The 12,732-nt window shown below is 69.8% G+C and carries 15 protein-coding genes; 9 read left to right on the forward strand and 6 right to left on the reverse strand.

Features of this window, described 5'->3' with window-relative positions:
- Positions 1–69 precede the first annotated feature (69 nt).
- Both ACIO5E_RS02385 and ACIO5E_RS02390 read left to right on the forward strand, forming a co-directional pair.
- Positions 70–840 carry an HAD hydrolase family protein gene (locus ACIO5E_RS02385; protein WP_400662601.1) on the forward strand — a complete coding sequence of 257 codons (771 nt, stop codon included), beginning with the start codon at positions 70–72 and terminating at the stop codon, positions 838–840.
- 102 nt (positions 841–942) lie between these two features.
- Entirely contained in the window at positions 943–1,401 is a 459-nt protein-coding gene (locus ACIO5E_RS02390; protein WP_400663418.1) for a MarR family winged helix-turn-helix transcriptional regulator, read from the forward strand.
- Between the two features lie 109 nt (positions 1,402–1,510).
- Here the strand turns inward: ACIO5E_RS02390 and ACIO5E_RS02395 are convergent, their stop codons facing one another.
- Positions 1,511–2,467 (reverse strand): SDR family NAD(P)-dependent oxidoreductase, encoded by a 957-nt coding sequence (locus ACIO5E_RS02395; protein WP_400662604.1) that lies wholly within the window; start codon positions 2,465–2,467, stop codon positions 1,511–1,513.
- 138 nt (positions 2,468–2,605) lie between these two features.
- Between ACIO5E_RS02395 and ACIO5E_RS02400 the strand changes: the two genes are divergently transcribed.
- A complete protein-coding gene (locus ACIO5E_RS02400; protein ID WP_400662607.1) occupies positions 2,606–3,199 on the forward strand; it encodes a TetR/AcrR family transcriptional regulator in 594 nt (197 codons plus the stop codon).
- Between the two features lie 62 nt (positions 3,200–3,261).
- Here the strand turns inward: ACIO5E_RS02400 and ACIO5E_RS02405 are convergent, their stop codons facing one another.
- Positions 3,262–5,256, reverse strand: a complete 1,995-nt coding sequence (locus tag ACIO5E_RS02405; RefSeq protein ID WP_400662610.1) for a ricin-type beta-trefoil lectin domain protein — start codon at positions 5,254–5,256, stop codon at positions 3,262–3,264.
- Between the two features lie 214 nt (positions 5,257–5,470).
- Positions 5,471–5,878 carry a winged helix-turn-helix transcriptional regulator gene (locus ACIO5E_RS02410; RefSeq protein ID WP_400663420.1) on the reverse strand — a complete coding sequence of 136 codons (408 nt, stop codon included), beginning with the start codon at positions 5,876–5,878 and terminating at the stop codon, positions 5,471–5,473.
- A 93-nt stretch (positions 5,879–5,971) separates the two neighbouring features.
- Between ACIO5E_RS02410 and ACIO5E_RS02415 the strand changes: the two genes are divergently transcribed.
- Both ACIO5E_RS02415 and ACIO5E_RS02420 read left to right on the forward strand, forming a co-directional pair.
- On the forward strand, positions 5,972–6,721 hold the full coding sequence (locus ACIO5E_RS02415) for an SDR family oxidoreductase (protein WP_400662612.1): 750 nt from the start codon (positions 5,972–5,974) through the stop codon (positions 6,719–6,721).
- Between the two features lie 486 nt (positions 6,722–7,207).
- On the forward strand, positions 7,208–7,408 hold the full coding sequence (locus ACIO5E_RS02420; RefSeq protein ID WP_400662615.1) for a hypothetical protein: 201 nt from the start codon (positions 7,208–7,210) through the stop codon (positions 7,406–7,408).
- A gap of 31 nt (positions 7,409–7,439) precedes the next feature.
- Here ACIO5E_RS02420 and ACIO5E_RS02425 read toward each other — a convergent pair whose 3' ends face one another.
- Positions 7,440–8,210 (reverse strand): MarR family transcriptional regulator, encoded by a 771-nt coding sequence (locus tag ACIO5E_RS02425; RefSeq protein ID WP_400662617.1) that lies wholly within the window; start codon positions 8,208–8,210, stop codon positions 7,440–7,442.
- 223 nt (positions 8,211–8,433) lie between these two features.
- Between ACIO5E_RS02425 and ACIO5E_RS02430 the strand changes: the two genes are divergently transcribed.
- On the forward strand, positions 8,434–9,642 hold the full coding sequence (locus ACIO5E_RS02430; RefSeq protein WP_400662620.1) for a serine hydrolase domain-containing protein: 1,209 nt from the start codon (positions 8,434–8,436) through the stop codon (positions 9,640–9,642).
- 35 nt (positions 9,643–9,677) lie between these two features.
- Here ACIO5E_RS02430 and ACIO5E_RS02435 read toward each other — a convergent pair whose 3' ends face one another.
- Both ACIO5E_RS02435 and ACIO5E_RS02440 read right to left on the reverse strand, forming a co-directional pair.
- Positions 9,678–9,869 (reverse strand): DUF397 domain-containing protein, encoded by a 192-nt coding sequence (locus ACIO5E_RS02435; protein ID WP_400662622.1) that lies wholly within the window; start codon positions 9,867–9,869, stop codon positions 9,678–9,680.
- Between the two features lie 10 nt (positions 9,870–9,879).
- Positions 9,880–10,929 carry a helix-turn-helix domain-containing protein gene (locus tag ACIO5E_RS02440; protein ID WP_400662625.1) on the reverse strand — a complete coding sequence of 350 codons (1,050 nt, stop codon included), beginning with the start codon at positions 10,927–10,929 and terminating at the stop codon, positions 9,880–9,882.
- Positions 10,930–10,946: 17 nt separating this feature from the next.
- Between ACIO5E_RS02440 and ACIO5E_RS02445 the strand changes: the two genes are divergently transcribed.
- The 3 genes from ACIO5E_RS02445 (at position 10,947) to ACIO5E_RS02455 (ending at position 12,689) form a co-directional block, all read left to right on the forward strand.
- A complete protein-coding gene (locus tag ACIO5E_RS02445; RefSeq protein ID WP_400662628.1) occupies positions 10,947–11,306 on the forward strand; it encodes an ATP-binding protein in 360 nt (119 codons plus the stop codon).
- A complete protein-coding gene (locus ACIO5E_RS02450) occupies positions 11,306–11,572 on the forward strand; it encodes a hypothetical protein (RefSeq protein ID WP_400662631.1) in 267 nt (88 codons plus the stop codon). Before ACIO5E_RS02445 ends, ACIO5E_RS02450 begins: the two co-directional genes overlap by 1 nt.
- 151 nt (positions 11,573–11,723) lie before the next feature.
- Positions 11,724–12,689, forward strand: coding sequence for a hypothetical protein (locus ACIO5E_RS02455; protein ID WP_400662634.1), 966 nt, complete (start codon positions 11,724–11,726; stop codon positions 12,687–12,689).
- The last annotated feature ends 43 nt before the right edge of the window (positions 12,690–12,732 follow it).

Genomic DNA, 12,732 nt, shown 5'->3' on the forward strand with positions numbered 1-12,732 from the left:
GGCCGGCGAGCCCCGGCACGACCAGGGGGAGCGCGTCGTCGGTTCCGGGTGGGCGGATATCATCCGGGAATGGTCAACCTTCGCGCCCGCACGGTGGTTTTCGATCTCGACGGCACGCTCTGCTTCGACGGGCGGACGATCGACGGCCGGATCCTGGCGGCGATCGGGGAGTGCGAGCGGGCCGGTTACCAGGTGGTCTTCGCGTCGGCCAGGCCGGTTCGGGACATGCTGCCGGTGCTCGACGGCGCCTTCCCGTCCGCGATGCTGATCGGCGGGAACGGGAGCCTGGTGTCGGTCGACGGACAGGTGCGGGCCCGGGCCGTGTTCGAACCGGCGACGCTGGGCGGGCTGATGGCGGCGGTCGCGCGGTACGAGGCGGGCTACCTCGCGGACGGGCCCTGGGACTACGCGTACACCGGGCCGGTCGACCACCCGATCCGGAGCCGCGTCGACCAGGGCGGCCTGGCGAGCCGGGTGGAGCTGGTCGAACTGCCCGAGGTGGTGAAGTTCCTGGTCGTCGAGGCGTCGGACATGGCGGAACTCGCCGAGGCCGGCCGGGGGCTCGGGCTGATGGTCAACCACCACCTCGACGAGGCGATCATCGATTTCGCGCCCGGTTCGACGACGAAGTGGGAAGCCCTGACATCGATGGGCATCGGCGCGTACGCGGCGTTCGGCAACGACATCAACGACTTCGACCTGCTGCGGAACGCGGAGCGGGCGGTGCGCGTCGGCACGCATCCCGGGCTGGACGACGTCGCCCACATCACCGTCCCGGCCGAACCGGCGGCGGTGGCGGCCGAGATCTCCCTGCTGGCGCGGACGGCCCAGGCCCGGTAGGGCGACTGGCGGCGCGGTGGGCGGCACCGGCCTTGACCTCAAGGGAGGTTGAGGTTCTACGGTGGCCGTGTTCCGGTGATCGACAGAAGGGGATGCGTGGACGTGGCAGTCGGGGAGTACTCGCAGGAGCAGTTGGCCGCGCAGCCCATCGGTGCGTGGAGTGGTGAGGCGTACCGGCGGGTGGTCGGGGCCCTGCGTGCGCAGTTGGCGGTGGAGGGCCTCACTCAGCCGCACTGGTGGACGCTCAACCACGTGGCCGGGGCGCCGGGCCGATGGACCCGCGCGACGTTGGTCGAGCGGCTGGCGAAGTACGAGGACCTCGGGATCGATTTCGGCGACGTCTTCGACGGCCTCGTCGCCCGGGGGTGGCTGACGGAGGAGGCGGGGGCCATGACGCTGACCGAGGCGGGGGAGGCCGGCCGCCTCCGGGCGCGGGAGCGCAACCTGCGGGTGCACCGCCAGACGCACGAGGGCATCGGCGCGGCCGAGTTCGCGACCACGATCGACGTCCTACGCCGGATGGTCGCCAACCTGGGGGGCGACGGGAACCTGCCCGACTGAGGGGTGCCGAGGTCGCCGCAGCGCAGGAAGTCGGGTCGGCCGACTTCCTGCGCTGCGGCTATGCGACGCACTGAGGGGGCCGGAGTGCGGGGCGTTCCGCCGAGGACCGTCAGTCGCGGCTGCCCAGGGTGTCGTGCGAGACCTGCCAGAGCAGGGCGGCCGCCTCGGGGTCGAGGGCGTATTCGGCGACGCCGGTGCGTGCGCTGAGCACGCCGCGGACGGCTTCGTTGCAGTCCTCGAAGTAGCGGCCGCTGACGCCCTCCAGCAGCGGTGAGGCCGCGAGCAGGACGGAGGTCGCCGCGCCCTGCTCGGTGCTCTTCCACAGCAGTTCCGCGCCGTCGGCGGCCTGGGCCCGCAGCCGGTCGAGCTCCTCCTCGGAGACGTAGCGCTGGAGGGCGGTCCGGATGCCGCCGGGCATCAGGGCGTTGACGGTGATGCCGTCCGTCGCCCAGCGCTTGGCGGCCTCGACCGCGAACAGGACGTTCGCGGTCTTGGACTGGCCGTAGGCGGACCAGGGCTCGTAGGCGCGCTCGCGGAAGTGGATGTCCTCGAAGACGACCGGGGAGCGGTGGTGGGCGCTGGAGCTGACGGCCACCACGCGGGCGCCGCCGTCCCGGGCCAGGGCCGCGTGCAGGCCGGTGGCCAGCGCGAAGTGCCCGAGGTGGTTGGTGGCGAACTGGAGCTCCCAGCCCTCCGGCGTGCGGAGCTCGGGCGAGGCCATCACGCCGGCGTTGTTGACCAGGATGTGCAGGGGCCCGTCCCACCCGGCGACGAACGCGGCGACGGAGGCCTGGTCGGCCAGGTCCAGCGGCGCGACCCGGACGTCCTTGTTGCCGGTGGTCGCGGTGATGTCCTCGGCGGTGCGGGCTCCGGCGTCGAGGTTCCGGACCGCGAGGGTGACCTGGGCGCCCGCCGAGGCGAGGGCGCGCGCGGTCTCGACGCCGATGCCGGAGGCGCCACCGGTGACGACGGCGCGGCGGCCGGTCAGGTCGACGCCGGAGACGACCTCGGCGGCGGTGGACTCGGCGCCGAAGGGGGTGGTGAGGCGCGGGGTGTTGGCGTTCATGATCATTCCCGTCTGGCTGGGTGACCGGAGCTGGGGTGCGCGGGAGGGCGCGGCCGGTAGAGTGGAAACCGGAGGGTCCTCCGCATGTCTCCAGGCTAAACGGAGGTGCCTCCGCTTGCAACCCGAGGAGGACCAGCCGTGACCACCGCCGACCCCCGGCCGCTGCGCGCCGACGCGCGCCGCAACCGCGACCGCCTGATCGAAGTGGCCGCGCGGGCCTTCGCCCAGGACGGGCCGGACGCGACGCTCGGGGCGATCGCCAAGGAGGCCGGTGTGGGCATCGGCACCCTCTACCGCCACTTCGCCACCCGTGAGGAACTCGTCGAGGCGGTCTACCGCAGCGAACTCGCCAAGCTGTGCGACTCCGCCACGGAGCTCCTGGACGGCAGGGGACCCGACGCCGCGCTGCGCGCCTGGATGGACGGATTCGTCCGCTACATGACCACCAAGCGCGGGATGTCCGACGCGCTGCGCGCGCTCATCGCCTCCGGGGGCGACCCCTTCTCGCACAGCCGCGCGATGCTGACCGCCGCCATCACCCGACTCCTGCGGGCCGGGGCCGAGGCGGGCGTGCTGCGTGCCGACGTCGAGCCGGAGGACGTGCTGTTCAGCCTCAGCGGACTGTCGCTGGCCGCGACGACCCCCGAGCACCACGCCCGGATGGAACGCCTCCTCGACCTCCTGATGGACGGCCTCCGCTACCAGGCCGCCGCCGAGCGGGACGACCGCTGAGAACGGCCGAAGGGCGCCAGTCGTACGGCTGGCGCCCTTCGGCGTGACTCCGGCCTGGCCGGTCAGAGGAGTTGGAAGGACCACTCCTGCTGCCAGCCCGACTTGCACGTCCACACGCCGAGCTGCTTGAAGTCGGCGTCGTGGGTGAGGCAGTCGTCGTCGCCGATCTGGATCCGGTACTTGCCGCTGCCGAGGCTGACGAACTCCCACTTCTGGTTGGAGGTGTTGCCCCACGCCTGCTGCTCGGCGACGTAGGTGTCAGGGTTCTCGGTGAGGTTGTACCCGAGGTCGTTGACGATCCGGTAGCGGTCCCCGCCCAGCGGCTTGATCGTCCAGGTGGACCCCTTGTACCCCAGGATCCCACCCACGATCGGGGCGCCCCAGGTCGAGGTCTCGGTGGGTGCGGACGCGCCCAGCCCGTTGGCGAGCTTCAGGAACAGCGGCCGCTCGGTCGGGATGGTCGGCTTCGGGTCCGGCTTGGGCTTCGGATCCGGCTTGGGCTTGGGGTCCGGCTTCGTCGGGGTGGTCGGGTCGGTCGGCGTGATCACGCCGCCGGAGGTGGACTCAAGGATCCACTCCTGCTGCCAGCCCGACTTGCACGTCCACACGCCGAGCTGCTTGAAGTCGGCGTCGTGGGCGAGGCAGTCGTCGTCGGAGATCCGGATCCGGTACTTGCCGTTGCCGACCCCGGCGAGCTCCCACTTCTGCTGGGAGGAGTTGCTCCACGGCTGGAGTTCGGCCATGTAGTTGCTGTTCTCGGTGAGTTCCAGCCCGTAGGAGCTGGTGATCCGGTAGCGACCGCCACCGACCGAGGTGAGCTTCCACTTGGACTCGTTGCCACCCCGGATCCCGGGGACGACCGACGCGCCGGCGGAGCCGTTGACCGGGACGGCGCCCAGGCCGTTGTCGAGCTTCAGGTACACGTCGGCGCCGTTGTTGCCGCCGCCTCCGCCGGGCGTGGGCGGGTTGGTGGTCGGCGGGGTGCCGCCCCAGGCCCAGTTCTGGTTGGGCGCGTCCCGCTTGTCCTCGGAGCCGCAGGCCCAGGCCGCCACCGTGCTGCCGTTGGCGGTCCGGCCGCTGAAGTCGTCGATGCAGACGTCCTTGGACCGGTCGTCCATGTCCGTCATGTGCCGGAAACCGCCGCTGGGCGACATGTTCCAGCGCTGACCGGGGATTTCCAGGCAGTCCCAGACCTGGAGCTTGGTCCCGTTCGCGGTCTTGTTGGCCTCCAGGTCGAGGCACTTGCCGTTGGCCGCCTGGAGCTTGTACCCGTTGTAGGTCCACTTCTGGGCGTCGCCGCCGTTGCACTCCCACATCTGCACGGGGGTGCCGTTCGCGGTGCCGTTGCCGCTGACGTCCAGGCAGGCGTGGTAGCCGGGGCTGGAGTCGGGGGTCAGGCTGCCGGTCCTGGTGCCGTAGCCGGACCGGGCGGGGAAGTGGATGGTGCGTACGTCGCCGTCGCACTTGTAGGGCCGCGCGGTGCCCGCCCGGCAGGTCCACGGCTCCTTCTTGACGGTGTCGCCGTCATTGCCGATGAACGCCCAGTTCATGTAGCCGCCGTCGCCACGGTTGCGGATGGTCGAGTCCCCCTGGAAGACCCAGATCCGGAATATGTCGTAGCCGGAGGGCTCCTTCTTCTCCTTGTCCAGGAAATGGTTGAGCTTGTAGGTGGTGTCGATCAACACCCCCTTCATGTCGGACTTGTACTCGTTCTTGAACCACTCGGTGTCATACAGGTCGGTGCCCACGGTCTTGAACACCATGACGTTGAACCCGGGAAACTTCGCGCTCAGCTTCGACGCGGTGCTCTGGGTGAACTCCGCGTTGTCCACCTTGTTGAGGTTGGCGGCGTTGCGCATGAGCCTGATCGTGTCGAAGGCGGAGCTGATCAGCGCGGTCATGCAGTTGCCGCCGCCCGGCGTGGACGGGGTTCCGCAGGTCGTGTCCACGGGGGCTGCCGCAGGCGCGGCCTGGGCCTGCACGGTCAGGCCGGAGAGCGCGGCGACCGCGGCGATCCCGCAGGCCAGGGTGCGTTTGAGGCGGGACAGGGGTTTCATGTCAGATCCATCTTTCTGCTCGGCAAAGATGGATCGTAGGCCCCGGAATCCTCTGCCTCGGGACTCCATACGGAATCCATATGACAAGATCGGGAGTCCTGACGCCTTTTCACGTCTCCCCAGCCCGATGGGTTTTCGGATGAACCTCAATGCCGGATGATCCGTTAAATGAATTCCGGTGGTGGAGGTGGAGTGCGGGCCGTCAGGACATCGGTTACGCGCGCGGTGACTCCTGCCGGCTGTCGTAGTGCTCCTGGGCGGCGAGGAGCTCGTCTCCGTGTCGGCCGAACCACTGGATGAGTTCGGTCAGCGGCCCGGCCAGGCTGACACCGAGTTCCGTCAGGTTGTAGGTGACCTGGGGCGGGTTGGTGGGCGCGACATGGCGGTCGACGAGCCCGGCCCGGGCCAGTGCCTTGAGGTTCTGCGACAACATCTTCTGGCTGATGCCACCGACTCGTTGGTGCAGCTGCGCGAAGCGGTGCGGGCCGGCGATGAGGGCCGAGATGATCAGTGTCGCCCAGCGGCTCGTCGTCTGGTCCATGATCGGCCTGAGCGCGCACTTGTTGTCGAAGGTGTCGTGGGCCAGGAGTCGGGCGGCCGTCGCGACGTGCTGAGTTTCCATCACGTCACGAGCTTACAAAAAAGTAGGTACTTCCCAATAGTAATTGGCTTTCCTACGGTGACTTCCGCAAGCACCAACGTTCGAGGAGTCACTGTGAGCAGCAACAACGCACGTACGGCGATCGTCACGGGCGCGTCAAAGGGCCTGGGCGCGGGGATCGCCAAGGCCTTGGCCGGGACCGGCGCGGCCGTCGTGGTGAACTACCGGGGGGACGCGGAGGGCGCCGAGCGGGTCGTCGCGGGCATCACCGCCAAGGGCGGCCGGGCGATCGCGGTCCGGGCGGACGTTGCCAACGGCGGTGACGTGCGCCATCTGTTCGATCGTGCGCGCGAGGAGTACGGACCGGTCGACGTGCTCGTGAACAACGCGGCCGTCGCCGCCTTCGCGCCGCTGTCGGGCATCACCGAAGAGGAGTTCCAGCGCGAGATGACCACGAACCTCCTGGGTACGATCCTCACTGCGCAGGCCCTGGCCGCGCAGGACGACATCGGCGCCGCGTCGATCATCAACGTCTCGACGGCCGGCACGCTTACCCACCCGCCGCACGCCTCGCTCTATGTCGCGTCCAAGAGCGCCGTCAACGCGTTCACCATCGTGGCGGCCAAGGAGCTGGGCCCGCGCGGCATCCGGGTCAACGCGATCATGCCCGGGCCGTCGGACACCGAGGGCACCAGGGCCATGGGATTCCCCGGCTCGGCTCAGGAAGCACAGGCGATCGCCGGTACCCCGCTGGGCCGTACGGGCACCCCGGACGACTACGGCCCGCTGGTGGCCTTCCTGGCTTCCGACGACGCGCGCTGGATCACCGGGGATGTCATCCTCGCTTCCGGTGGCATGCGCTGACGCCCCGTCCGTTCGGCTACGGGGCTCCGTCGCATGCCTGCAGTCGGCAAGCCCCGCGGCCTGATCGGTGAACGTCCGCAGGAGGTGCGTGCGGCCGCCTCGGCGTGGCTCGCGCAGCTGACGGGTGGCCCTGTGTTGCCCTCGCGGTACCCGGTCCAGGACGGGCGTGATGTGTCGCCCGTCGCGACGGATCCGTTCTCGAAGGGTGAGTGCCAGGTGCCGCATCGGCCTCGGCGGCACCGTGATGGTGATCCACCGCCTCAAGCGCCACCGCGCGGTAGCCGCGAGACACGACAAACTCGCCGTCCGCTACGAAGCAACGGTGCTGGTCGCAGCCATCAACGAATGGCTGCGACCAGCACTTTCGAAACGTGCCCTAGGGTGGGAGTCGCGGCCACGCCGGTAATCACCGGCGGCCGCACCGGGGTTGCTGTAGCCCGTGTCAGGACGACGAACGTGGACACAGAAGGTTGGAGGACCCGCGAAGTGTCAACAACGCCGGAGTTCCGTGGCTTCGATCTGGTGCGGCGTGGCTACGAGCGCCAGCAGGTCGACCTCTATCTCAGGGCCCTGGCCGAAGCCGGTTCGCCGCCACCCCAGCCGGTGTTCGAGATCGTGCGGCGGGGCTACGACCGCGAGCAGGTCGACGCGCGCATCGCGGAGCTCCTGCGCGGCAGCGGCGCTTGAGCTGGGTGCGCGGAAAGACCCGGAGATTCGATCAGCCGGTACCGGGCTCACGCGCGGCCTGCTTCCAGAGGTCCGGCCCGGGCGGTGCCGCTCCCCCGGCCCGCTGCCGTCGCCGCCGTTGCGCGGCGCGGACGATGTCCGTTCCCATGTGCTCCAGGAAGACCGAGGCCTCGGCCATCCTCGCTCCGGCCGGTGTGGCCGTGCCGAGCAGGTCCGCCCCGCTGCGGGCGAACTCGGCCAGCAGCGTGTTGCGTTGGGCACTGGCGAGCAGGGCTCGGTACCAGATGTCGGAGTCGATGACGTACCGCTCGCGGTGAGCGCTGTCGTCCCGCTCGCGCCGTACCAGCTCCTGGCCTTCGAGGTAGCCGATCGCCTTGGAGACCGACGCCGGGCTCACCCCGAGCCGCTGCACCAGCTCGGCGGCGGTCAGGCTGCCGCGGTCAGTGACGTAGAGGCAGGCGAGGACCCGGCCCACCATGCGCGGCATGCCGAGCTGCGCCAGCAGGGCGGCGAGTCGCGTCGCGTACTCCTCCACCGCGGCCGGATCGCGCCCGTCGCCCGCGTTCGCGCTGCCCTCCGGCGTGCGGAGCGGCGCGGTCCTGCTCCGCCGGGAACGCCGTGCGGTGGCGCGTTGCGCGTTGTCCGCCCGGTAGCCGGACGGGCCGCCGTTGCGGGCGACCTCGCGGGTGACCGTGGAGGTGGGGCGTGCGAGCTGTCGGGCGATCTCCCCGTAGCCCAATCGCGCGGTGAGCCCGGCGGCGATCCGGCGGCGCTCTTCCTGGGTAAGCCTGGCGCCTGGCACGGGCGCTCCTCTCGTCGCTGCCGAGTATGCGGTTGCTCCCGGTCCCATTGCAACAGTCGAGTGCCGTTCTCCTTGCATTAGTTGGCACAGTCATTGCAAGGAAATACCGGCTCCTACCTGGTTGTTTGTCTCTGACGGGCGTTCAGGGCATTGATGGATCGGTGAACGAAGGCCTAGCTTTTTCCTCGAAAGCGAAACCAGTCGCGATCAGGGGGAAACCGCCATGAAGACCACCGCCCGCACCGCTGTCACCGCCGCGCTCGTCGGCTCCCTGCTGTCGGCCGCTCCGGCCGCTTCGGCCGCCTCCGCCGACGGACGCCCGCGGAACGGCGTCCAGTCCGTGCTCGACCGCGCGGTGTCCGAGGCCGGTCTGCCGGGGGCGCGGGCCGAGGTCCGGGACGGCGACTCGACCTGGTTCGGGACGGCCGGCACCGCCGACCTGGACACCGGCCGCGAGATCGCGCCGAAGGACCGCTTCCGGATCGGCAGCACCACCAAGACCTTCGTCGCCACCGTCGTCCTCCAACTGGCGGCCGAGCAGCGGCTCAGCCTGGACGACAGCGTCGAGCACTGGCTCCCCGGCCTGGTGGACGGAAATGGTTACGACGGCTCCCGGATCACCGTCCGCCAGTTGCTGAACCACACCAGCGGCGTCTTCAACTACGCCGAAGCCCCGCAGCTGGCGGCCGAGTTCGTCGGTCCGCCGTTCCTGCGGCACCGGTTCGACGACCTCACGCCGCGCCAACTCGTCGAGGCCGCCGTCGTCAACGGGCCGAAGTTCGCGCCGGGGGCCGGCTGGGCCTACTCCGACACCAACTACGCGCTCGCCGGGATGATCGTCGAGAAGGCCGCCGGCCGCAGCCTGGCACAGGAGATCGCCGAGCGGATCGCCAAGCCGCTCCACCTCAAGAGCACCTACGAACCGGCCGCCGGTGACATGCGCATCCACGGCCCGCACGGTCGCCACTACTCCACGTTGATGCTGAGCGGCGACGACGCTCCCGTCTACGACGTGACCGAACTCAACCCCTCCTGGGGGTACGGCTCCGGCGACATGATCTCCACCACCGGCGACCTCAACACCTTCTTCCGCGCGCTGCTCGAAGGGCGGATGCTGCCGCCCGCCCAGCAGCGCGAGATGTTCACCGTGCTGGACCCGCAGGGCCACTGGATCCCGGACACCCGGTACGGCCTGGGCGTCGCCTCGCTGAAGCTGTCCTGCGGCACGGTGTGGGGCATGGGCGGCGCGATCAACGGATCCTGGTCCTACACCTTCGGGACGCGCGACGGCCGCCACCTGCTCTCCACCGAGGTGAACGGCGACTGGGCCAAGGGCAGCTGGGGCTCGCCGATCGGGGTCTTCACCGCCGAGCTGGAGGCGGAGTTCTGTCAGGCCGTCCCCACCACTGCCCGAGCATCGGCGGACTCGTAAAGTCGGGCCGGCCGACTTCCTGCGCTGTGGGGTGTCTAGGCGTGGTGGTCGAATTCGCCGGCCTTGATGCCTTGGACGAAGGCCGCGAAGTTGGTGGGGGTGGTGTGGATGATGACGTGGCCCTCGTCGGACTCGCGGAGTTCGACCGTCCCGTTGACCGTTCGGACCTCGACGCAGTCGCCACCGGATCCGCTGAAGGACGACTTCTGCCACTCGGTGTTGGTCATGCTGGGCCTCTCATAGGTTTCGTGCGATCTTGCGAATCAGGTCGCGGGAAGCGTTCTCGCTCAGCGCTGTCGATTCGGTGCGATTGAAGATGGATCGATAGCTGGACAGCTCGCTGGCGGCATCCAGGTATATGGGACCTCGGGACGATTCAACCTCAACGGTGTCAAGCTCCGGCACTGCGCCGAACGCGTAGGTGAGGTTCTCAACCGCCCCGGGGAAGGTGTCGATGTCGAACGGCACGACTCGGAGGGTCACCCAGGGCTGCTCGGAGTCTTCGAGTAGGGAAGCGAGCTGTTCTTGCAGGATCGAGGTGCCGCCAAACCGAGTCCACAGCACGGATTCGTAGATGAAGCAGGTGATTGGCTTCTGGTCGCGGCGCAGGTCGGCCTTGCGCTGCATCCTGAACGTGGTGCGTGCCTCCAACTCGTGCCGAGGAATCGGAGGGATCAGGCGTCCGAATACTGACGAGGCATAGCTGATGGTCTGGCAGGGGCCTGGCATGTGGGTGACAACCCACAGCATGAGGCTGTCCGCGCTCTTCTCCAACTCGGCGACCTCAAGGAAGCCGTCCGGGATGGTGCCGCGATATTCCTCCCACCAGCCCTTGGAACGGTCCTGGATCACGGACTCCAGGGCTTCGATCAAGGGCAGGTTCATGCACTTGCAGGCGGCGGCGAAGGAACGGAGTCGTTCCGGGCTCACGCCCACCTTGGCCGACTCGATCTGGCTGACCTGTGTTCTGTCGATGCCGAGGTCTCTGCTCAAGGTGGCGGTCGACAGTCCGGCGGCCTCGCGCATCTTCCGAAGCTCGGTGCCGATGCGGCGTTGGCGGAGCGTCGGGTTGAGTCGTGGCGGCATTGGTTCCTTCCTTGCCGATGTGTCCCAAGTCTGCCGCGCTGCTGGGCGCGGGGTCCACTTGAGGATGAACCTATCCGGATTTGGGATCACATGTGATTCCGCTGCTGTATGTTCGGTGTCATGGCGATCCGACGGCTCGTCAATAACGCCCTCTTGCTGGGCGTTCGGCGGCATGCCCGCCGGTTCTTCCTTCACAACCACGCCTCGGGAGAGCTCCCATGCGTCACCTCAACACGCCCTCCCTCGCCATCGCCCGCCAGTCCCTCCGGGACGCGATGGGTCGTTGCGGGTACCCGCCCTCGGTCACTGCCGACGCCGAACTCGCGCTCGCGGAACTCCTCGTGAATGCCTGGCGGCACGGCGACACCCCTGCGCCGGTCGTCCTCATCCTCGTCGTCGGTCCCACTCTCCGGGTGGCCGTCAGCGACGAGAGTCCGGACCTCCCCGAGAAGCGGGATCCGGCGCCCCTCGCCCAGTCCGGTCGGGGTCTCCAACTCATCGAAGGCCTCACCCACCGCTGGGGCGTGGACCCCCAGGAGCGCGGCAAGATGGTCTGGTTCGAGCTGGACGCCGCCTGATGTCCTTCCCCCTTCCGCGCCGCCGCCCCATGCTGCCGACCGACCCCCGGATCCGGTACTACACCGACGACCACATCCACACCCTCCTCGCCGAAGTCGACGAGCGCGGCCGCAAGTTCGGCCTCATCTGGCCCTCGGCCACCACCGGCCGCACCATCGACGGCCGCGTCCTCGTCCGCTTCAACACGGCCCCCGCGTCCACTCTCCTCAACCTCCTCTCCCTCCTCCTCGTCGCCGAACGGGACGCCGACCGGTGCGATTCCTGATCGGAGCCGCCTTCGCGGTCCTCCTCGCCCTGGCGATCGCCACGGTCGTCCTCGGTGTCATCACGGCTCTCAAGGCGACCCCGCCCGACGAGGACTCCTGACCCCCAGCCCCCGCCGCTCAGCCGTCGGGGGCTAAGGGACGATGTGGGATGTGGCAGAGCGGAGATACGAGTACGCCCCGGCGAACACCTTGCCCGGGCTGTTGCAGCGCGGCCGGGGCCTGGGCGCGCTGATGGCGGCGGAGGACCCGACGGCGTGCGCCGAGCTGGTCTACGGGTGCATCCGCTGGGACTGGCGCTGGGACCGGCAGGTGGACGGCCGGGCGCTCTACCTGGCCCGACTGCTCCGGGGCCTGGAACTGCCGCTCGGCCCGGTGACGGAACTGCTGGCCGGGGACGAGGACACCTGCCTGCGGGCCACCGGTGTCCTGGAGCGGCTGGCGCTCGGCGGCTCCGCCGAGGCCCGGGAGGCACTCCGTACCCACGTCCGCGAGGGCGAGCACCGGGTGGCCGTCCTGGAGTCGCTGGCCGACGCCTGGCCTGCCGCATGGTGGGACGACCTGGCGGACGCCGCCCGGCCGCGGCTACAGGAAGGGGCGGGGGACCCACGCCCGTGGACAATTCCGTGGGCCGCTCGGAGCCTGACCAAGCCGGCGGCAGAGCGCCCGGCCCAGCTCGGCCACGAGGCGCTGGCCCGGCACGGCGAGGAGCAGGACGTCCCGGCGCTGTTCGCCGAACTGGAGCGGCAGTGGGCGGCCCGCACCTGGTGCGGCCCGATGCACACCGCCCGGGGCCTGGCCCGGTTCGGCCCCCGAGCCGCCGGGGCCGCCTCGCTGCTGCGCCGCTTCTGGCTCTGGACGCCGCACTCGTACGAGCGCCCCGCGTACCTGGAGGCGCTGGCGGCGATCGGGTCGGCGGGGATGGGCGAGGCGTACACCGAGTGCCTCTGGGACTGCGAGGCGGACGCCCGCCTGCTGGCCGTCACGCACGCCCCCGACCGCCCCCACGTGCGCGAGCGCCTCGCCTGTCTGCGCGACGATCCGATGGAGGAACCGGAGGTCCGGCAGGCCGCGCGGGTGCGGCTGGAGGGAATCGCGGGGGCTAGAGTAGAAGGGTGAACGTGTGAGCGATGGTCCGGACCCCAGGAGTGGTCCGGGCCAC

This window comes from Kitasatospora sp. NPDC087314 (genome assembly GCF_044744365.1).
Lineage (GTDB): Bacteria > Actinomycetota > Actinomycetes > Streptomycetales > Streptomycetaceae > Kitasatospora.

Bases quoted from the DNA above. Each gene is read 5' to 3' on its own strand.
- ACIO5E_RS02385 (WP_400662601.1), top strand. From the start codon at position 70: ATGGTCAACCTTCGCGCCCGCACGGTGGTTTTCGATCTCGACGGCACG.
- ACIO5E_RS02395 (WP_400662604.1), bottom strand. From the start codon at position 2,467: ATGAACGCCAACACCCCGCGCCTCACCACCCCCTTCGGCGCCGAGTCC.
- ACIO5E_RS02405 (WP_400662610.1), bottom strand. From the start codon at position 5,256: ATGAAACCCCTGTCCCGCCTCAAACGCACCCTGGCCTGCGGGATCGCC.
- ACIO5E_RS02410 (WP_400663420.1), bottom strand. From the start codon at position 5,878: ATGGAAACTCAGCACGTCGCGACGGCCGCCCGACTCCTGGCCCACGAC.
- ACIO5E_RS02430 (WP_400662620.1), top strand. From the start codon at position 8,434: ATGAAGACCACCGCCCGCACCGCTGTCACCGCCGCGCTCGTCGGCTCC.
- ACIO5E_RS02435 (WP_400662622.1), bottom strand. From the start codon at position 9,869: ATGACCAACACCGAGTGGCAGAAGTCGTCCTTCAGCGGATCCGGTGGC.
- ACIO5E_RS02445 (WP_400662628.1), top strand. From the start codon at position 10,947: ATGCGTCACCTCAACACGCCCTCCCTCGCCATCGCCCGCCAGTCCCTC.
- ACIO5E_RS02450 (WP_400662631.1), top strand. From the start codon at position 11,306: ATGTCCTTCCCCCTTCCGCGCCGCCGCCCCATGCTGCCGACCGACCCC.